General features: G+C 40.8%; 20 protein-coding genes. 18 read left to right on the top strand and 2 right to left on the bottom strand.

Features of this window, described 5'->3' with window-relative positions; genetic code table 11:
- The first annotated feature begins 375 nt into the window (after window positions 1-375).
- Entirely contained in the window at window positions 376-1353 is a 978-nt protein-coding gene (locus tag FNW02_RS25090) for a sucrase ferredoxin (RefSeq protein ID WP_191760205.1), read from the top strand.
- 469 nt (window positions 1354-1822) lie between these two features.
- On the opposite strand, the gene FNW02_RS25085 is transcribed toward FNW02_RS25090, so the two are convergent.
- Complete coding sequence (locus FNW02_RS25085) at window positions 1823-3412, bottom strand: helix-turn-helix domain-containing protein (protein WP_191760204.1); 1590 nt, start codon at window positions 3410-3412, stop codon at window positions 1823-1825.
- Between the two features lie 1306 nt (window positions 3413-4718).
- Here FNW02_RS25085 and fdxB point away from each other — a divergent pair.
- The 8 genes from fdxB (at window position 4719) to FNW02_RS25045 (ending at window position 11811) form a co-directional block, all read left to right on the top strand.
- A complete protein-coding gene (gene fdxB / locus FNW02_RS25080; protein WP_191760203.1) occupies window positions 4719-5012 on the top strand; it encodes a ferredoxin III, nif-specific in 294 nt (97 codons plus the stop codon).
- A 549-nt stretch (window positions 5013-5561) separates the two neighbouring features.
- Window positions 5562-6542, top strand: a complete 981-nt coding sequence (locus FNW02_RS25075) for a cytochrome c oxidase subunit II (protein ID WP_191760202.1) — start codon at window positions 5562-5564, stop codon at window positions 6540-6542.
- Window positions 6543-6648: 106 nt separating this feature from the next.
- The gene (gene ctaD / locus FNW02_RS25070; RefSeq protein ID WP_191760201.1) at window positions 6649-8337 is read left to right on the top strand and encodes a cytochrome c oxidase subunit I; all 1689 of its coding nucleotides are present in this window, start codon (window positions 6649-6651) and stop codon (window positions 8335-8337) included.
- An 8-nt stretch (window positions 8338-8345) separates the two neighbouring features.
- Complete coding sequence (locus tag FNW02_RS25065; RefSeq protein WP_191760200.1) at window positions 8346-8651, top strand: hypothetical protein; 306 nt, start codon at window positions 8346-8348, stop codon at window positions 8649-8651.
- 402 nt (window positions 8652-9053) lie between these two features.
- Entirely contained in the window at window positions 9054-9653 is a 600-nt protein-coding gene (locus FNW02_RS25060; protein WP_191760199.1) for a cytochrome c oxidase subunit 3, read from the top strand.
- 272 nt (window positions 9654-9925) lie between these two features.
- Window positions 9926-10411, top strand: a complete 486-nt coding sequence (locus FNW02_RS25055) for a hypothetical protein (RefSeq protein ID WP_191760198.1) — start codon at window positions 9926-9928, stop codon at window positions 10409-10411.
- 201 nt (window positions 10412-10612) lie between these two features.
- Window positions 10613-11224 (top strand): cysteine dioxygenase family protein, encoded by a 612-nt coding sequence (locus FNW02_RS25050; RefSeq protein ID WP_191760197.1) that lies wholly within the window; start codon window positions 10613-10615, stop codon window positions 11222-11224.
- Window positions 11225-11316: 92 nt separating this feature from the next.
- Entirely contained in the window at window positions 11317-11811 is a 495-nt protein-coding gene (locus FNW02_RS25045) for an ArsC/Spx/MgsR family protein (protein ID WP_191760196.1), read from the top strand.
- Between the two features lie 173 nt (window positions 11812-11984).
- On the opposite strand, the gene cysK is transcribed toward FNW02_RS25045, so the two are convergent.
- Entirely contained in the window at window positions 11985-12944 is a 960-nt protein-coding gene (cysK, locus tag FNW02_RS25040) for a cysteine synthase A (protein WP_191760195.1), read from the bottom strand.
- A gap of 1052 nt (window positions 12945-13996) precedes the next feature.
- Between cysK and FNW02_RS25035 the strand changes: the two genes are divergently transcribed.
- From FNW02_RS25035 to FNW02_RS24995, 9 genes are all read left to right on the top strand, one after another.
- Window positions 13997-14413 carry a hypothetical protein gene (locus tag FNW02_RS25035; RefSeq protein ID WP_191760194.1) on the top strand — a complete coding sequence of 139 codons (417 nt, stop codon included), beginning with the start codon at window positions 13997-13999 and terminating at the stop codon, window positions 14411-14413.
- Window positions 14414-14476: 63 nt separating this feature from the next.
- Window positions 14477-14749, top strand: a complete 273-nt coding sequence (locus FNW02_RS25030) for a hypothetical protein (RefSeq protein ID WP_191760193.1) — start codon at window positions 14477-14479, stop codon at window positions 14747-14749.
- A gap of 2 nt (window positions 14750-14751) precedes the next feature.
- Complete coding sequence (locus FNW02_RS25025) at window positions 14752-15063, top strand: hypothetical protein (protein ID WP_162397547.1); 312 nt, start codon at window positions 14752-14754, stop codon at window positions 15061-15063.
- A 159-nt stretch (window positions 15064-15222) separates the two neighbouring features.
- A complete protein-coding gene (locus tag FNW02_RS25020) occupies window positions 15223-15585 on the top strand; it encodes a hypothetical protein (RefSeq protein WP_191760192.1) in 363 nt (120 codons plus the stop codon).
- A 17-nt stretch (window positions 15586-15602) separates the two neighbouring features.
- Entirely contained in the window at window positions 15603-16607 is a 1005-nt protein-coding gene (locus tag FNW02_RS25015; protein WP_191760191.1) for an LLM class flavin-dependent oxidoreductase, read from the top strand.
- Window positions 16600-16971, top strand: coding sequence for a hypothetical protein (locus FNW02_RS25010; protein WP_191760190.1), 372 nt, complete (start codon window positions 16600-16602; stop codon window positions 16969-16971). The genes FNW02_RS25015 and FNW02_RS25010 overlap by 8 nt, the downstream gene beginning before the upstream one ends.
- Window positions 16972-17102: 131 nt before the next feature.
- Entirely contained in the window at window positions 17103-17831 is a 729-nt protein-coding gene (locus FNW02_RS25005) for a Uma2 family endonuclease (RefSeq protein ID WP_191760189.1), read from the top strand.
- 307 nt (window positions 17832-18138) lie between these two features.
- Window positions 18139-18588, top strand: coding sequence for an orange carotenoid protein N-terminal domain-containing protein (locus FNW02_RS25000; protein WP_191760188.1), 450 nt, complete (start codon window positions 18139-18141; stop codon window positions 18586-18588).
- A gap of 382 nt (window positions 18589-18970) precedes the next feature.
- Window positions 18971-19327 (top strand): hypothetical protein, encoded by a 357-nt coding sequence (locus FNW02_RS24995; protein ID WP_191760187.1) that lies wholly within the window; start codon window positions 18971-18973, stop codon window positions 19325-19327.
- Window positions 19328-19417 lie beyond the last annotated feature (90 nt).

The following is a 19417-nucleotide window of genomic DNA, read 5'->3' as shown; positions in this document are numbered from 1 at the left end:
TAATCAAGCTAGTTACTTGATGCTTTTGACGCGATCGCACAGGGTTGAATATATTTGATTTTATTCTGAAAACCAAGTTTAAAAAGCCAATTCTCAGAGAGTAATCATTTCTCAAATTCCATGCAAAAACAGATACAAAATTAACTTTGTCGGTACGCAAAAATCTCTCTTATATCTGTTTGACTCTATTATAGAGAGTTTATTAATCGGCAAGACATTAGCTGTAAATGATGTTATAAAGTGGCTACTTGGTTTTAAACCAAAAATGTATATTGTTCTTTAGTATCTCTTTGATTTAAGGAAATTGTTGTCCAGAACACAATTACAGTTTTCTCATTCCCTTTGTCCAGAAAATCAATTCATGAGTACAGTTAAATGGATACTTTTTTTTGTTCTGACTATTCACGACAAACAGGAGAAGATCTTATTGGCAGCGCGACCAATGAACAAACTTATATTTTAATTGAGTGCCCTCCACCTTGGATATCAGAAGTTTTTAACTCTAAATGGGTACCAAAGAATTTGAGGATTTTGGTAGATGAAGTGAAGCGTGCTAAACTACCAATCAGATTTCTCTTAATTGCTAATGATTTATCACATAAAGCAGACCATACCACTCTTTTGATTTATCAAAAACAAGAGGGGCTAAGTAATGGATACCGCAAGCAAGAGTTTAAACTAGCAAATATTGAACAAGTAGCAACGGTTGTGCAAAAATGGTTATGGGGTATGAGTTGTGACTCTCAAGTAGACAATAGTGTAACCAGAGATATTTTAGTTTGTACCCACGGTAATCATGATAAATGCTGTGCCAGATATGGAAATCCTTTTTACTTCCAAGCTATAGCTACTATTTCTGATTTGTGCTTGGACAATGTGCGGATTTGGAAATCGACCCATTTTGGTGGACATAGGTTTGCGCCAACGATGATTGACTTGCCAGAAGGAAGATACTACGGTGCTCTTGAGCAAGATTCATTTAGATCGATTTTGACGCGTACTGGCGATATTCAGTGCTTGAATAAAGTCTATCGAGGCTGGGGAATTTTGCCTACAGCACTTCAAATTTTAGAAAGAGAACTAATCCTTAGCCACGGATGGGATTGGTTTAACTACAAAGTAACAGGCAAAATCCTAGAGCAAAGTTTAGACAATAATACGATGCAAGCTGAGCTAAGTTTTAAAAAACCTTCTGGTTCTCTCTACACCTGCCAAGCAAAACTTGTAAAAGATGGAACCAAAACCCAACGACTGAAAAGTTCTTGCAATGCAACACAAGAATCAGTAGTAATTAAATATGCTGTAGCTAATCTGTGTCTTACCTCTAAGAAAGTGGAAACTTGTAGCGTATAAAAATCTGGATTACACCAGATAATTAAAGAGGTATACATCTACTAGTAATCTTAGTAGTAGCTGATGATTTTGCATAATTAATTGAGTTTTGGATTTGTTGTTAAGTAGGTGGACACAATTATTTATAAGACGCATTTCGACTACTTCGACTGCGCTCAGCACAAGTTCGGTCAATGCTCGCCAGCCTGACAACAAGAGGGTTGAGCGCAGTCGAAACCCGGTTCAAGTTAGGTTTAATCTAGTCCTTCTACTTAGTACAGCTTGGAATAAAACCTTAGTGACTTGAGAGTTAAAATTTAAACGCAGAGGTACGCAGCGGAAAGTTCCTCGTTCGCATAAGCGTTCCGAAGGAAAGCCGGGTTTCCCGGCGTAGGAAACTTTTCAAGACAAAGGAAAGCGCAAAGGGGCGCAGAGTTTTTTGAATTTAATTCGCTACTTAGAGATCCCAAATCCAAATTACATATCGAGATTAAGCCATATTTAGTACTTTTCGTAGTAGTACTTGGTCTTCTAACTTGGCTTTTAAGCGACCATTTTCCACGTCTCGAATCCAGCTTTGACTCTTACCTGTGAGCTTTGCTAATTCTCGTTGGGAGAGATTTAGATTTTTTCGCGCTTGCAAAATCTGCTCACCCAGCAAATCGCCTGTAGCTTTGGGCTTCCTTTTGGTTCTAGCAGTTCGCCGCTGCTTTTTTTCCGATTCTGAAATTTGCTGCTCCCATTCTGCTGGTAGTTCAAAAGCTAAAATCCGGGCATTCATCAGCAAATTCCACTTCCCACGGGGGCCTGTGTCTGTGAGGCGGGTTTCACCACCACCGTCATTAGTCCAAAATTCTAACGCTTCATCTGGATCTTCGGGAAGATCAATTAATTTGGCCCACAAAGGTTGAATTTCTATTGGGTAAGTAACTGGATCAAAAATTGGCTTCATTCCATAGTGATTGAGAACTTCCAAATCACTTTCAAAAGTTCGCAGTAGGCGCTTGCGTTCTTCTCGTTGTCGAGATGCTAAGGTGACTTTTTCCTCACCGTAAGCAACACGTAGTAGGGTAGGAACAGTGATGCGTTGTTCTTTACCCATTTTGGTTTTAAATAGCAACCACAGCATGAGTCTTACTGCTCCTTCATGTTGCTGCCAAATGCTCATGACTGTGGTTAACAGCGTTTTGGGTAGACTGCCGTATTGATAGAATGCGGTTCGCTCTTTACATGCTTGTTTGTTTAAGAAATACTGTGCCCATATACCCGCTTTTACTTTAAAAGTTAGTCCAATAAGATATTTACATCCCTGATTATCTTCTTGGAAGTGGTGCTGAACATCAACCAAATGCCACAAGCGACTTTGTTTAACTGAGAATCCGTTAACTCGTCCTTGTTGCGGCCAGTCAATGGAGATGATTAGTGAGCAAGCTTGCTGCACAATGTTTTTCATTAAAGCCAACTTGGCATTTTTGCTCAAGTCTTTGCGTTTCTCCATCCCCAAATATTTCTCAATTTGCCGCTCGTCAATGCTAAACTCCTGCTCCCAAGGCTGATCTAAGGCTGTGGCATAAGCTGCAAAAATCAGATGGATGCAAGCGGCTCTGATGTCCAGTGCTTCGATCGCTCCTAAGTCTGTACTCCTTCCGCTAACTTGGAATGGATCTTGGATATGAAAGGCGATCGCTCCACGTCCTTGGTTAACTTGTCGGCCATAAGACAGATAACCTTCTTCATCGCTTTCCCAATGCAAGGATGTTCGTTGAGCTAGTACGTTACAAGCTTCCCAAATAGCGATCGCTGAAGCGAATGGATTATTCTTGCCATTAGAAAACAAGTCTGAACTAGTAGCATCTCTCGGCTCAACTTTGCATCTCCCTTTCTTCGCCTGCAAGGGCATGGGAGACTTAGTTGGACAAGCCATTACACATTGCGGTTCTGGGTAATAACCCTCGCAATTGTTACACAGAAAAGGATCGATCCAGTATTCATCGTTTTCTAGTTTGATTGCACCCGTAGGACATTGGGGACGGCAATTGTCACATCCAACGCAACTGTTGTTAGGAATTGTATAAGGCATGTGGCTCTTTTCCCACTCTAATCGTTGAGATGACAGGCTCAGTTCTCCCCTGGATATGTCCCAATACTTTTCGGATAAGTCTAATTACTTAACTTGGAGTCTGGAAAAAGGGTAAAGGGTAAAGTGTAAAGGGTAAAGGGTAAATTCAAACCCTTTTCCTTCCACCTTTCTCCCTTAATCGAAAGGTATTGGAATGTGTCCTGTTTATTCGTGACTCGCTACCAAATTATCTTTTAGGTAAGAATAATCTTTTCTCACCCCACTAACTTCTCACATCCATATTCTGACTTCGCATTCAATTGGTAGCTATTTAAGTCTTTTAAGCCGAGCCTAATATTACTTCTTATTAACTATACATTTCACAAATAAACTAATAAGTTTGTTCACAATGAGCTTAGAAATCATTCTTAACATTTCCTTAAATAGGTATTTCATGAACAATCTCTTTTTGACTACAAAACCTTAGCCAAAGTATTTTTGGAAACCATTTAAAGTTATTACGACTAGTATTCATCTGATTTATTAATAATTTTAATATTTAATAGTGATGAATATTCTGCTATCAAGGTTACAGTTTTTATCCTAGTTAACTGAGCTTTGTTTGGTGAATTAATGTGCAAAAACAATATTTACTTTGTCAACATTACTATAGATATTTCAATGAAAGCTATAGTAATGATAATTGCTTTTTTAATACACATTGCATAGATAAAAATGTAATTAATAAACATGTAATTTTGTATATAGAAATACTATTTTTATTACATGCTTTTGCCTAAAAATAGGAAAACTTGAAAATTAATATCATTACCTTATAGCTAAAGTTGCATTCGTCATAAATAGTGTTAGTTACTCAAAAGTCGGCGGCAAACTCCAGAGAGCAAGTGGCGTGGAGTTTTTGATTGAATTACCATAAAACAGCTCTCATTACGTGCTACGTCCCGCTACGCTAACAGCACTGCTTGACACTACTTAAGCATCCCACCCCGCCAAGTGGATGGGATAACACGAAAGACAGTTGACAGTTGACTGTTAACCGTTAACCGTCAACTGTCAACGGCCTAAAAAGGTGTCTTTCATCACCTACCGAGAAAGAATGGGTTTTCCCGACGCCTTTTTATAATAGTTATTGGCAATAAATTTCATCTACAGAACTAAATTGAAAAAACCACGCAAAATTGTGTTTAAAAATATCAAAATTTGATGAGAAAAAAGTAATTATCTAACATCAAAAACAGAAAATATTAGGATACGATGAGATAAAAGTACAAACAAATTAATAGGCAAAACTGCCGAGGATTATTTCATGGCACAACTAACAGGTTTGACATTTGGCGGTAAGACTTGGACACCAAAATTTGCTCAAGAAATTGACAAGGACAAATGTATCGGCTGTGGCAGATGTATTAAAGTATGTGGATATAATGTGCTGGGTTTAAAAGCACTTAACGAAGAAGGAGAATTTGTAGAGGACGAAGATGATGAAGAAATTGAAAGAAAAGTAATGGCAGTAGCTTATCCAGAAAATTGTATTGGTTGTGAAGCTTGTTCACGGATTTGTCCGAAGAATTGCTACACCCATGTTGCATTAAATAATTAAGGTTGTTGGAGTTAGTCAAATTTGTTGTTTGTTCAAGGAGGCACTTTTAACAGAAAGCGCGATTGCGCTAAGCAAGGTAACTAGAGGGGAATGCTAAGTATTTACCGGAATCAATCCAAAAGTTCACAGTAAACAAATCCGTAAATCGCAAATTGTTACTTATTAACAAATTTAAACTTGCTGCTAATATAGCCTAATCAATATTAGGACTAAAAGTGTCCTCTAAGAACAACAAGCTTTTCTGTAAAAAGAAGGCTCCTTTTTCATAGGAGTTGAAAGATAATTTGTAATTTACTGGGGGGAAAGATATGAAAAAATCTGGAAGTTTCCCCCCTTTTTTTTTAGTGCGCGTTAGAAAGTTAATAAGTGAAAACAAAATGGATTAGGGGCTGGGGGCTAGAGACTAGGGACTGGGAAGTGAGGATTAGGAATTAGGACTAGTACCTGGGAACTAAATTCTTCCCAATACCCAATCCCCAGTACCCAGTCCCCAATCCCCAATCACAAATCCCAGTACCTTTAAAGACGTTTTACAGAGCAGGTAGCAGTATGCAACAAATTCCTGTTTCACTATGGACTCTGATTGCTGGGATAGTAGTCACAGCTATTAGCGTTTGGATTGGTCAAAATCACACTCTACTGCCGGTGCAAGCATCGCTACAAGCGCCTTTGGTAGACGGATTTTTCAATATCATGTTTACCATTGCGATCGCTCTGTTTTTGGTGGTAGAAGGAACCATTGTGGTTTTTTTGATTCAGTTTCGTCGCCGTCGGGGTGACGATACTGACGGCGCACCAATTGAAGGCAACTTACCTTTAGAAGTTTTTTGGACAGCAATCCCAACATTGATTGTGCTTGGGTTGGGAATTTACAGTGTAGATGTTTTTAACCGAATGGGAGGCTTTGAGCCTGCGGGTCATCCTCATTCCTCAGCTCATATTGCTCACATGCCAGGTAGTGCTCTTGCGGCTACCTTAAATGACACCTCTCAAGCAACAGTTGCTCCAGCAATTGGTATTGGTGCATCTCCCACAACCCAAGGTAAAAAAGCCGACTTGGTTGTTGATGTTAAAGGGATACAGTACGCTTGGATATTTAACTATCCCGATAGTGGCATTACCTCTGGGGAATTGCACGTTCCTGTCGGTGCTGATGTACAACTCAATCTTTCAGCACAGGATGTGATTCACTCATTTTGGGTTCCAAACTTCCGGCTGAAGCAAGATGCGCTTCCCGGTATCCCTACTGAACTGCGATTTGTCGCTACCAAACCAGGTACATATCCTGTAGTGTGTGCTGAACTATGCGGTGGTTATCACGGCTCAATGCGGACACAGGTAGTTGTCCACACGCCGGAAGAATATGATAGCTGGCGGACAGAAAACCAGATTGCTCAACAGCAAGACGGACATCAAGTTGTTGCTGTTAACCCTTCTGACTTATCTACATCCGAGTTTCTCGCTCCCCACACCCACGATATGGGAATTAGTGCAGTAACTCTAGAGTCAATGGTCATTGGTCAAGAGTAGAGACGCGATTAATTGCGTCTGTACAAGAGTCATGAGTCAATGGTCAAGAGTCAAATTTAATTACTTTGGACATTTGACCCTGGACTTTGCGTAGCGGTGAAAAAATATGACAAAAGTAGAATTTCCACGGAATACGCCACCAGAAGGGAAGAAGCCGGAAATGGTTGTTGCTCACGCCTCCCATCCCAAAGCGTGGAAATGGCAGGATTACTTTACATTTAATGTTGATCACAAGGTTATTGGTATTCAATACCTAGTGACGGCGTTTATGTTTTATTTAATCGGTGGATTGATGGCGATCGCTATTCGCGCCGAGTTAGCAACACCAGATGCAGACTTGCTCGACCCCAATCTGTATAACGCTTTCATGACGAATCACGGGACAATCATGATTTTCCTGTGGATTGTTCCGAGTGCGATTGGGGGATTTGGCAACTATCTAGTGCCGCTGATGGTTGGCGCTAGAGATATGGCTTTCCCGAAGCTGAACGCGATCGCCTTTTGGTTAAACCCACCAGCAGGGGCGCTAATTTTAGGTAGTTTCATCTTTGGTGGTTCACAATCTGGTTGGACAGCTTACCCACCCTTAAGCTTAGTGACAGCACCCATTGCTCAAACAATGTGGATACTTGCGATCGTTTTGGTGGGAACTTCCTCGATTTTGGGTTCACTGAACTTTGTGATCACCATCTTGATGATGAAAGTTCCTAGCATGAAATGGGATCAAGTACCATTGTTCTGCTGGGCAATCTTGGCAACCTCTATCCTGGCGTTGCTCTCTACACCCGTATTAGCAGCGGGTTTAATCTTGCTGTTATTTGACCTCAACTTTGGGACATCCTTCTTTAAACCAGATGCCGGCGGTAACGTTGTTATCTATCAACACTTGTTCTGGTTCTATTCTCACCCGGCAGTATATTTAATGATTCTGCCCATCTTCGGCATTATGTCCGAGGTGATTCCAGTTCATGCCCGTAAGCCGATTTTTGGTTATAAAGCGATCGCTTATTCTAGTGTGGCCATCTGCGTTGTCGGTTTATTCGTCTGGGTACACCACATGTTTACCAGCGGTACACCCGGTTGGATGCGGATGTTCTTCACTATCTCTACTCTCATCGTTGCGGTTCCCACTGGCGTCAAGATTTTTGGCTGGGTTGCTACCCTCTGGGGTGGTAAAATCCGCTTCACCAGCGCCATGCTTTTCGCCATTGGCTTGTTGTCCATGTTTGTCATGGGCGGTTTAAGTGGCGTGACAATGGGAACAGCTCCCTTTGATGTTCACGTCCACGACACCTATTATGTAGTAGGACACTTCCACTACGTCCTGTTTGGCGGTTCCGTGTTTGGCATTTACGCCGGTATTTACCACTGGTTCCCCAAAATTACTGGACGGATGATGAATGAAGCTTGGGGCCGCGTTCACTTTGTCCTCACTTTTATCGGCACTAACCTGACTTTCCTACCCATGCACGAGTTGGGTTTGCAAGGAATGCCGCGACGAGTGGCAATGTATGACCCTCAATTTATCGACCTCAATCAAATTTGTACCTTTGGTTCATTTGTCTTGGGGATATCGGTAATTCCTTTTGCTATCAACATTCTCTACAGTTGGAGCAAAGGCAAACCTGCGGGTGATAATCCTTGGCAAGCTTTGACTTTAGAATGGACAACCAGCTCACCACCCGCCATCGAAAACTGGGAAGTGTTACCTGTTGTCACTCATGGCCCTTATGACTATGGTCATGATCAAAGTAATGAAGTACAGCCATCTGCGACGCCGGAAGTTAGTGCTTAGTTAGTAGAGTGAGTACTATTATCCCTGTCAAGGTAACTGCAACTTCTATTCATTTAAGTTCAGAACACGAAACTCCGAGTTCAGAACACGAAAGACTGAGTTCGGAACACGAAACTCCGAGTTCAGAACACGAAACTCCGAGTTCAGAACACGAAACTCCGAGTTCAGAACACGAAAGACCGAGTTTGAAACACGAAAGACCGAGTTTGGAACACGAAAGACCGAGTTCGGAACACGAAAGACCGAGTTCGGAACACGAAAGACCGAGTTCGGAACACAAAACTCAGAATTTCTTGGAATTCTTGAACAAGTGAAGAGTTTGGTTAAATTAAAATCTTGCACGACTGCCAACAACTATAGCAGTTTGCAGTTGAGTCCACTACAGACCTAACCCCCAACCCCTTTCCTTGTAGGGAACTACGGTGTATACACATCTCTGTACAAAACCAAAATCGTTGTAGATCCTCCTAAATCCCCCTTAAAAAGGGGGACTTTGAAAGGTTTTTGCCCCCCTTAAAAAGGGGGGTTGGGGGGATCAAAAGTTTATGGAGCAATGTTAGAAGACTTGTGTGTACACCGTAGTTCTAGGGAAGGGGAGTAAGTCTCAAAGCGTCTCACCTTGAAGAAGAGAGGTAAAACCCAACTTTTACAGGACTAGTAGTCCTCACTCTACAGCTTCCACTACAGGCACAGCGGATAATATTGTCAATAAATCTATGACTATAGCTACAACGCCGAACGAACACGACAGTGCAGGACACGAACATCATCCAGATCTAAGAGTCTGGGGACTGTTAACGTTCCTCGCTTCTGAATCCCTAATGTTTGGGGGATTTTTTGCCACTTATTTGTTCTTTCGAGGCATGACAGACGTTTGGCCTCCCGAAGGAACTGAAGTAGAGCTTTTGTTACCAACGATTAACACCATTATTCTGGTGTCGAGTAGTTTCGTCATTCACTTCGGTGATACGGCGATTAAAAAGAATGACGTCAAAGGAATGCAGTTTTGGTATGCAATTACTGCAATCATGGGCGCAATTTTTTTGCTTGGTCAGGCTTATGAGTACTCAACTTTAGGATATGGTCTGACTACCAATGTATTCGCCAACTGCTTTTATATCATGACTGGGTTCCACGGTTTGCACGTTTTTGTGGGACTGTTATTGATTTTAGGTGTGTTGTGGCGATCGCGTCGTCCTGGTACTTATTCTGCAACAAATCACACTTTCATCGAAATGGCAGAAATTTACTGGCACTTCGTAGACATTATCTGGATTGTTCTGTTTACCTTAGTGTATATTCTCACGCTGTTTTAAATTGGGCATAGGGTATTGGGGACTGGGAATAATTTAGTCAGGACTTACGCAAAATTATGGAAAAACGTAGACGCGGAGAGGCTTGCCGCAGGCTACCGCCAAGGACGCAAAGATAGCATACTCCTGCAAAGAAGCAAGCTACGCGGAGCGTCTCGTAGAGAAGAGAGAGTTATTGCGTAAGTCCTATTAGTTCCTAGGTACTAGTCCTAATTCCTAATCCTCACTTCCCAGTCCCCAGCCCCTAATCCCCAGTCCCCAGCCTCCAAATAATTATGCAAGTTGATGCAAATCGCTTCTCATGGTTTCAGGTTCCTGATGATATTAAAGAGTTACTTATATTAGCAGCACAAACTTGGGAAAATACATCAGAATCCGAAAAATATATTCAACAAGCTTTAGCCAAAACTGGTGATAATACAGATGTTTTGGTAGCAGCATATAGATTTTTCTACTATAAAAATAATTATATACTTGCACTACAAACAACAATCAAATTAATAGATAAAATTAAATTAGCAGAAAATCTTCCTGATGATTGGTTAACGCTTAAGCCACTTTTAATTAAGCGGCGAGAAGAAGCCCAAATCAGATTGTACTTAAATGCTTATGCTGCTTCTGGATTGGTTTTAGCAAAATTAGGAAAAATAGACCAAGCCAAAGAGATAAGTAGCAGAGTTAAGGAGATTGATGCCAAAAATGATTTCGGAGCCGGCATACTTCTGGATATTTTGACACGTCCACCAGAAGAAGACGATTAATTTAGTCAGGAATCAACCATCAACAGTCATGAATAACTTATCATTCTATCTTCCTCTCTCCACATTTAGTCACTCTAGTACTCCTCTTTTACCTATTTTACCAGCTGGTAGTGTGCCTCCTTACACAACAAATATTCCTTCTTTCTCTCCCCCGCCTCCGTTTATTTTGCCTCAATCTTCTCAACTGATGTTTTAAAGGTTATGAAAGGTAGGGATTGGCTACTAACAGGAGACGGTCAGTATCAAGCCTGTAAATCAGTAAGAGCATGGGATTTATTGAGAGAGAATTATCGTCTTTATCGGTTTTTAACTGAGGTGGAAGATGTTCTTAATAGTGCAAATGACGAATCAAGTTGTTTGCCAGAAATCCGCATGTTGGTAAGGCGCTTGATTGTGAATTCGTACTGGGTACGAAGTCAATATTTAGAGCCTTCTCCTAATACAGGAACCTCTGTTGTACTCCTATACGATGAATTAGGTTTTCCGTTAACAGTGCAAACAGTAACATTTGCACCGGGAACGATGTCAACTATTCATAATCATGGGACGTGGGGAATAGTAGCGGTGTTAAAAGGTCAGGAAAAAAATACTTTTTGGCAACGCACTCACAACCCAGAATGTGAAGATAAAATCGAACGGACAGGAGAGATAACTCTATTTCCTGGAGATATTATTAGCTTCACTCCAGATGCAATTCACAGTGTGCAAGCAGTGGGTGATGAACCAACTGTTACCTTTAATATTTATGGGGAAACTGATCCTAAAGAAAGATTCGAGTTTGATCCGGTCAAACATAGTGCTAGAAATTTCTAACTATGGTGGTTCTTGCTTGAATGCAATACGCGGTAGAGGCGCAGATTTGTGTGCCTCTATAAACAACCTGTATTCTACTAGGAGACAGTTGAATGGCAAGAGTAATTTTCTATAGCAAACCAGGCTGTAAAGGTGGTATCAAGCAAAAAGTTTTGCTAACAGCGGCAGGACATGAGGTGGTAGCACAGAACTTGCTAACAGAACCTTGGACAGTCGAACGTTTGCGCTCATTTTTTGGCGATCGCCCCGTAGTCGAATGGTTCAATCGTTCTGCTCCACGGGTAAAATCTGGTGAGGTAGTTCCCGAAAAACTTGATGCACAAACAGCTTTAGTGCTGATGCTGCAAGATCCGATGTTAATTCGCCGTCCTTTAATAGAAGTCGGCGATACCTCCGACGGACAAAGCCTACGCCGCGAGGTGGGTTTTGATGTCGAGAAGATTGATGCTTGGATTGGCTTAAAACCTGTGGATAAGTCCTTGCAAGAAATGAGCGAAAGTCTCATGAAGCAGGATCTACAAAACTGTGCCCACGGTCATGATCATGATCATGAACACCACCATCAGCAAGGTAAGTGTAAACATTAGCCGATGAGGGGCAACTATACCGTAATATTACACCAATCCCAACAACCGCCATAGGTTATAAACCTATGGCTAATAGCTTAAGTCTTCTTAAGAAGACTCAAGCTATTAGCCTGGGAATTCATTCCTAGGCGGGCTAAGGGGCTAGTTCAGAATCTTTTTTATGCAACTTAGCATTAACGTACACCAGCAGGCTCTAAAGTCAAGTCTTGAAACATGGGTGTGCTGAGATAACGTTCGCCAAAGGAAGGCTGAATCATCACGATTAAACGACCGGCATTTTCTGGACGTTTACCTACTTGAATGGCGGCACACAAAGCTGCACCAGAGGATATACCAGATAATAATCCTTCTTCTTTTGCCAGCCGTCGCCCAAATGCGATCGCTTGTTCATCGCTGACTCTAATTACTTCATCAACCAGTTCTAGGCGCAGCACATCTGGGACGAATCCAGCACCAATACCTTGGATTTTATGGGGCCCGGCTTCACCACCAGAGAGTACTGGACTGTTGCTGGGTTCAACTGCGATCGCTTGTAAACTCTGCTTGCGCCCTTTAAGTATCTCTGCAATCCCGGTAATCGTTCCACCAGTACCTACCCCAGCAATAACGATATCCACTTCCCCATCTGTATCAGCCCAAATTTCTTCTGCGGTGGTTTCCCGGTGAACTTGGGGATTAGCTGGGTTGCGGAACTGTTGCAGCATATAAGCATTGGGAGTGTTCGCCACAATTTCTTCGGCTTTGCGAATTGCTCCCCGCATTCCCTCAGTACCAGGTGTCAGCTGTAAAGATGCACCATAGGCTCTGAGCATAGCTCGTCGTTCTTGGCTCATCGTCTCTGGCATAGTCAAAATCAAACGGTAGCCACGCGCTGCTGCTACCATCGCTAGAGCAATCCCGGTATTACCAGAGGTCGGCTCTACTAAAATAGTTTTTCCAGGCTCAATAAAACCCTCTGCTTCTGCTGAGAGTACCATACTCAACCCAATACGGTCTTTTACTGAAGCAGCTGGGTTCATACCTTCTAGTTTGACAACTATTCTCGCTACTACTCCCTCAGCTTGAGGAATTTTATTTAGCTGAACCAAAGGAGTTCTTCCAATAAGTTCTGTTACGTCTTTAGCAATTCTCATTAATTCACCCCTAGAATTCTCAATTTAGTGCAGAGTATTTACTTATACAATAATATTTTGTTTGTTTAATTTGCAGTTTATTACAACTTAGTGCATCAACTATAGATTTTAACTAAACTACAAAATCTAGAAGTTTAGGAGGAACTTTTGTGAGATGTTCCCATTCATTTTGTTTCAGTCTGTGGTTTCATCGCCGTACTTATATTTTACCATTGCATTGCTTAACATTGCCTTTCGCGCTCAGCTTCCTGAGTTTACAGGTTACTCACCAAGGATTAGAGAAATCAACCTTGATAATGTGCAGAACTATTAGCAGCTATATTTTAATATTTTTTATTTGTGATAGAAACGTGAATTAATTTGGCAAATTTAATTGCTTTTTATTGTGATTGCATATATATTTACCGAGAGATACAGATATGTTTTTTGAGTACAGGTTTTAACTACAAAATAATTAGAAAAAAACAGTCCTGTACTAGTTCCTGTAATGCTTTGAGTTGAGTACTGCAAACGCCAGAACCCTACTTCCTAAATACTAGAACCCCAACCCAAAAATACTAGCACCCATACCCCAACGATTTTTTAAAAGACTTATCAGGTGAGAATCGTAGGCTTTGAGTACTGTTTTAATGAATTTAATAATCTTAATTCGATTCAGCTAAACTGTTGTGTGGAGAGGGGACTGATATAAAACGTATAGGATTTACGCAGAGATTCCCCTCTACCCCCCGAAATTCCTAGGCGAAAGCTTAGTGAACAAGGGGGGACTTCTTAATCCCTCTTTTAACAGTAGGAGAAACTACATTCTAGTATCTGAGTGCGTTAGCTCTGACCTTATAGTTCTACTTTTGTGAGAAAGTAGGTAATTTATTCATGGCTAGTAGTCAGTACTAATCAGAGAAATGACTGACAACTAACAATTTTACAAATTACCATTTACACATATCTTTAGTATCAGAACTGTTTGAGAAGTACATACAGATAGCTACTTAGATAAATTGTAAAAGTTATTTTCTTACTGGGTGCATACTACCTAGCAAGGGAGAGCCTAAATGAGAGCCAAACTTTTAAATGTTCTTACAGTTTGTGTAGTTACTTTAGTAGTGCTTTCTCCAGAGCTAGTAGTATTTGGTGTGGTTTGGGAACGACATATAAACTTAGTAGAATCACAGAATTTAACATGCAAAGTTAATGAGAGTAGTACCTGGACTCCTCAGCCAAATGGTACACATTTCTCTCAATCTCAAGCTAGTACAAAACCCTCTGACCGCAATGTGGTTAATCAAATGCTAACTGTTGCTGAGCAATATAAACTTGCCACTATCCTGCAATGGTTTTTCGTTTTGACCCCTATTTGTCTTGGGTTAGGGATTATTTTTTATGACAGGTATCTTTTTTACCGCGCTGCTGTTTTAAAAGAACAAGTCGAAATGTTGGAAAGACTTTGGCAGCAAAGTATCGAGCAGTAACCACTGAAGTTTTGAGCACTGACTGTTAGTGCTTAGACTTCTCTCAAAATCAACAAAATTACCATGACAGAACAACGCCAACAACTGTATTTTAATCTGATTGATGAGTTACTTAAATGCCCCAATGGTCAAGAGCCAGAAGTTTTGGAATCTAAACCAGAATTGATTGATTCTGGTTTAGTAGAGACAATGTTACAAGTAGCGACTATGTTCGCCCATGAAGGTAATCAAGATGGCGCTCAGTTTTTATTCTTTGTGGGGCGTGAACTAGCTAAGCAATTGGGATTGTATCCTGAAGTTCCTGAAGTTTCCACTGAAGTTTCTAATAAGGAGTAAAAATGCTATTGACTTCAACTGATGCAGGACAAATAGCGTTAGAGCTTCTCATGGCAGATTGGAACATTTCAGAAGAGAATAGAGAGTGGTTCACAATCTTTAACTCTCGCCTGATTGGTGAAAGCTGGTACATCGTAGAACTGGGTGTAGAAGGTTTTCCAGATAGATGGTTTATTCAAGTCTATGACAATGGAGTGTGTGACCCTAACTATACATTTATTTCACCAATTCGTGGTTCCGAAGGTTTTCTGGACTTTGTAAATGTACCAGATATCGTAGCAGAGGTTTTAGTTTCAGAACGCAATGCTCGATAATAACAATTAAAAGTTCAAAATTTAGAATCACCGCTCTTTGTTGTTTGTAGGGTGGGCATTACAATGCCCACCCTACAATAATAATTAATATTTTATTTAAGATTAATAGGTTGTTTTGTTATATTTAAATGACAAAATTATGTTATATTAAATAGCGTGATGGACGCTACAGAAATATCAGTTCCAATGATTGCTGAAGACATCTTAGCCAAAGAATTCACAAGAGTCGTCAACCATTACTATCCAAAAGTTGGAGAATTACTAGACGGGTGTTATGTGAAAGTCATCACCTGTTTCTGGGGACGACCTGCTAGACGGTTGCAATACATAGGAATTTATTGTTCTGACGAAATGATTTCCTGTGTGCAAGCTCAAAAAGAAATACTCAGAGAAGTAGCAGACAACATGGGTCTAATGCAGGTAGTCTGCATGAATGCCAAACGATTGTTGCGTGACCCTATGTCGAAGCTCAAGCAAAACAATCCACGCTTATGGTTAGAGTTGCAGTGGGTTGCAACGTAGAATAGTGCTTGCAAATAATGAAAACCGGACTTTTCTGTAATTACGAAAATCAACACCAGGATGCTCGTCGCGCCATATTTGAGCAAGCCACGCTGGTAAAACATGTGGAAAGCCTGGGTTTTGAAGAAGCCTGGGTTACAGAGCATCATTTTAATGAATTGAATCTCAGCCCGTCAATTTTGGTGTTGATAGCGCATCTGGCGGGACTTACCTCAACTATCCAATTAGGCACAGCAGCAGTATTGCTAGCGTTTCATAACCCGATTACAGTGGCAGAGGACATTGCAACGCTGGATAACCTGTGCAATGGACGATTGTTGTTTGGAATTGCTAAAGGTGGGCCGTTTCCTCAACACAACAAGCATTTTGCCACACCGACGAGTGAATCTCGCGCTAAGACACTAGAAGCGATCGCATTGATTCAGAAGCTTTTATATGAAACTGATGTATCATTTAACGGACAATATTATCAATGCGATCGCCTGACAATTTACCCGAAACCTTTACAGCGACAAATTCCGGTGTATGTTGCTAGTGGTGATGATGAAGGTATCGGGTTTGCCGCCAAACATTCCTTCAGCTTGATGGGAGGGCCGCCGTTTTCCCTGGAGAGATTGAAGAATACTGTTGCCAAATATCGTGCTCTAAATTCCAGTGGCGCTGAAAATTTGATGCTGGCACGCTTCTTTTATGTTGGTAAAACATCCGATGAAGCAGTGAGTGAAGCTTTGCCTTTCATTCGCCAATTCAGCCAGAAAATGACAGCCAACTCGGCTCAATTAATGCAGAATAGTGCGAATTCCAACCAAAAGCCATTTGATCGCACAAATATCTGTTTTGATGAAGACTATTTGATTGAGAACTCAATCATCGGTGATGTAGCAACTTGTCGCGACAAAATCAAGAAATTTCAGCATGAATTAAATTTAGGTACGCTAGCACTCAAACCCTCATCTTTTAATCTGCAAAAAAACCTTGAGAGTTTGACGCGCTACAACCAAGAGGTGCGGAATTATGTCTAAAATGTCCTTACTTCCTCCAGATGATTTGCCACCAATTGAGGTGACAAAACAGGATGGAATGATGCGTCTGGAATTAGAACAATCTACTGGCAGATGCTTTTATTTAGCCTGCGATCGCATTACTCAAGTACTATTGTCTAGTTGTCAGTGGTATCTCACAACAAATGCCACCACTTTAACACTAATAATTGATTGCCCTGACATCGTATCTTACTGGCATATAGTCAGCAATATTCCCCAGTTAGGGAATCGATTAGAGCGGTTTAGTAGTAATGCTAAAATCCGGGTTTATCCGCCATTTGGCAAGGGGATGCCGTTTGAAATTAGTGTGAATGAAATCTCCGCTTATCGAGATTGGCTTTAAATTAATCCGGTAGTAAAGACGTTGCAACGCAACATATAGAGGCGTTGCATTGCAACGTCTCTACACGTTGGGTTATACCAAATATTTTTATAATAAAATAACAATAAATCAACGCCACCGAGACAAAGGTTATGTTCTCACCCGATCTCAAACAAGCGTTACCGACTACTGACGAACTGCCTTGCTCAGACGATACACCTGTGGATAATGAAGACCAAAATTTTTTGCCCAATGTTCTACTGTTTTTGCTGAACTCTATTTGGGCAAATCGAATGGATTGGTACTTCGGTGTAGACATGGGAGTTTATCACACTACAGGGGTTAATCCTAGAGTACCTGTAGTACCAGATGGCTTTTTGAGTTTAGGAGTGGAACGGAAAAAAGGCGGTAAATCTCGCAAAAGTTACGCAGTTTGGGAAGAAAATGAAGTAGTTCCAATACTCACATTAGAGATGGTATCCCACACACCAGGGGGTGAATATGACGAAAAAATGGATATCTACGTCAAACTTGGTGTGTTGTATTATGTGATTTATAATCCAGAATTTTGGCGACGTGACCAACATCAGCCGTTTGAAGTATATAAGTTGATCAATGGTAACTATCAATTGCAGATAGGTGAACCTTACTGGATGCCAGAAGTGGGTTTGGGTATTGGACGATACCAAGGTACTGTAGCTGGTATTCAACAGGAGTTGTTGTCTTGGTATGATCAGCAGGGCGATCGCTATTTAAGAGCAGAAGAACAAGCAGAACAAGAACGAATCCGGGCTGAACAGGAACGAATCCGGGCTGAACAGTTAGCTGAGTATTTGCGTTCGCTCGGCATAGATCCCGATAATTTACCTACTGCAAACTAGCCCAACGTATCGATTTGCCTGTCTTGATTTTGGCTGGATGGCTTGAGATAGTCAATGTCTCAATTCTCACATAGCTTGTGTTCTTAAAAGTTCTAGCTTTTATCTTTGCCAGCATATACATTGAAACAGGCATTTTTGTAAGTAGCAATTTGAATTGTTTATATCTGTCTTATGTAGTGAGTGCTATACCTACCCTAAGTAGGGTTATACATCTCCATTTATTCGTTAAGTTGTGTAAAGGTACTGAAAGCGAATTCTTTCAGGAACTTAGGAAATTGAGAATAGCTTAACTTGCTTGGAGTTTTTTATGACCTACACAATTGACGAAAGCACAAGACCAGCTTTAGAAACTTTTAAACGTTTTGATGTAGATACTCAACTAGGCATACTTTGGTTTGGTTACTTAGATCTTAAAGAGCACCTAACACCAGCACCACCTGACAGCGTAGAAACTCCTGCTAAAGCAGTGTTTGACCAAATTCAGAATTTGTCTCCCGATGAGCAAATGCAAGCGCAACGCGACTTGATTAATGGTGCTGCTAACAATATTAGTCAAGCTTATAATGCTCTAAGTCCCAATGCTAAGTTAGATGTTTGGCTGCTGTTGGCACAAGGAATGGAGAACGGAAGCGTTATTCAAGTGCCATCTGACTATCAACTACCTGCTGAAACGGACGAGTTTACAGCAGAGATCAAAAAGCTAGAGTTTGAGCAACGGGTTAATTTTATGCTGAGTTTAGTACAAATAACGGGTTAGTTCGGTTCTATAACTCTTAATAGCTTTCTAGATTTAGCGATCGCAAAAAGTAGTAAATTTAGCTAAGCTTGACCCTTTTGCTCTACTTCAATACTCTTTAACTTAAGCACAACCCAGAGATTATGATCTCTGGGTTGTTTTTATTAAAGTCCAAATTAAATGTATAGCAGTAAAAATAAAGGTTATACCAATTCAATTAATGATTGCAACAAATCCTTTAGTAGAGACGTTGCATTGCAACGTCTCTACATCTTCTATCTGTCACTTATTGGCAATGTGGAACTACTACTCTAAATTGCGTATAACCCGCTCTAGTTATAGCTCTTGGCTATCAAAATAGAATTTAAAATAGAAGTATGTTCCTAAATAAACTTTATTTTAAATGAAAATACAATCATCAGTGCTAGTTCATCTGGGATTTGGAAAATATGTACGCTCAGATCAGGTAACAGCAGTAATACCCATTGAAGAAGAACGCGGGCCTGGGCGACGAACTTTTGTTACTATACAGGGGCAAAGCGACCCCATTGTTGCCTCGCGGGCTGAAGATACTATCGTGCGTGACTTAGTGCAGGAACCACGTGAAGTTACCCAAGCACGTCAACAACAAGAAATTCTTCAAGATTTACTGGTAGACTTAACCAATGTTAACTCTACTGTGCGTCGGATTAGTCGTGATGAAGGTGGTCTAGATCTCGAACGGTTAGAGCGGCGTATTCGTCAAGTTTTAGAGAATTAGTCAACTAATCTTTTTACTGAGGGCTATTTATTTTCCAGTCTTGGTTAACAGTTAACAGTTAACTTTTGACTGTTGACTGTTAACTGGTTT

It is taken from the genome of Komarekiella delphini-convector SJRDD-AB1, assembly GCF_014831675.1.
Taxonomy (GTDB): Bacteria; Cyanobacteriota; Cyanobacteriia; order Cyanobacteriales; family Nostocaceae; genus Komarekiella.
Note: the sequence above shows the minus strand (reverse complement) of the source record. Positions and strands in the feature narration are given on the sequence as shown.

Coding starts and splice junctions, on each gene's coding strand:
- cysK (WP_191760195.1), bottom strand. CDS start 12,944: ATGAGAATTGCTAAAGACGTAACAGAACTTATTGGAAGAACTCCTTTG.
- FNW02_RS25015 (WP_191760191.1), top strand. CDS start 15,603: ATGAAAACCGGACTTTTCTGTAATTACGAAAATCAACACCAGGATGCT.
- ctaD (WP_191760201.1), top strand. CDS start 6,649: ATGACAAAAGTAGAATTTCCACGGAATACGCCACCAGAAGGGAAGAAG.
- FNW02_RS25010 (WP_191760190.1), top strand. CDS start 16,600: ATGTCTAAAATGTCCTTACTTCCTCCAGATGATTTGCCACCAATTGAG.
- FNW02_RS25055 (WP_191760198.1), top strand. CDS start 9,926: ATGCAAGTTGATGCAAATCGCTTCTCATGGTTTCAGGTTCCTGATGAT.
- FNW02_RS25050 (WP_191760197.1), top strand. CDS start 10,613: ATGAAAGGTAGGGATTGGCTACTAACAGGAGACGGTCAGTATCAAGCC.
- FNW02_RS25020 (WP_191760192.1), top strand. CDS start 15,223: ATGGACGCTACAGAAATATCAGTTCCAATGATTGCTGAAGACATCTTA.
- FNW02_RS25060 (WP_191760199.1), top strand. CDS start 9,054: ATGACTATAGCTACAACGCCGAACGAACACGACAGTGCAGGACACGAA.
- FNW02_RS24995 (WP_191760187.1), top strand. CDS start 18,971: ATGAAAATACAATCATCAGTGCTAGTTCATCTGGGATTTGGAAAATAT.
- FNW02_RS25045 (WP_191760196.1), top strand. CDS start 11,317: ATGGCAAGAGTAATTTTCTATAGCAAACCAGGCTGTAAAGGTGGTATC.
- FNW02_RS25090 (WP_191760205.1), top strand. CDS start 376: ATGGATACTTTTTTTTGTTCTGACTATTCACGACAAACAGGAGAAGAT.
- FNW02_RS25085 (WP_191760204.1), bottom strand. CDS start 3,412: ATGCCTTATACAATTCCTAACAACAGTTGCGTTGGATGTGACAATTGC.
- FNW02_RS25000 (WP_191760188.1), top strand. CDS start 18,139: ATGACCTACACAATTGACGAAAGCACAAGACCAGCTTTAGAAACTTTT.
- FNW02_RS25035 (WP_191760194.1), top strand. CDS start 13,997: ATGAGAGCCAAACTTTTAAATGTTCTTACAGTTTGTGTAGTTACTTTA.
- FNW02_RS25075 (WP_191760202.1), top strand. CDS start 5,562: ATGCAACAAATTCCTGTTTCACTATGGACTCTGATTGCTGGGATAGTA.
- FNW02_RS25025 (WP_162397547.1), top strand. CDS start 14,752: ATGCTATTGACTTCAACTGATGCAGGACAAATAGCGTTAGAGCTTCTC.
- FNW02_RS25030 (WP_191760193.1), top strand. CDS start 14,477: ATGACAGAACAACGCCAACAACTGTATTTTAATCTGATTGATGAGTTA.
- FNW02_RS25005 (WP_191760189.1), top strand. CDS start 17,103: ATGTTCTCACCCGATCTCAAACAAGCGTTACCGACTACTGACGAACTG.
- fdxB (WP_191760203.1), top strand. CDS start 4,719: ATGGCACAACTAACAGGTTTGACATTTGGCGGTAAGACTTGGACACCA.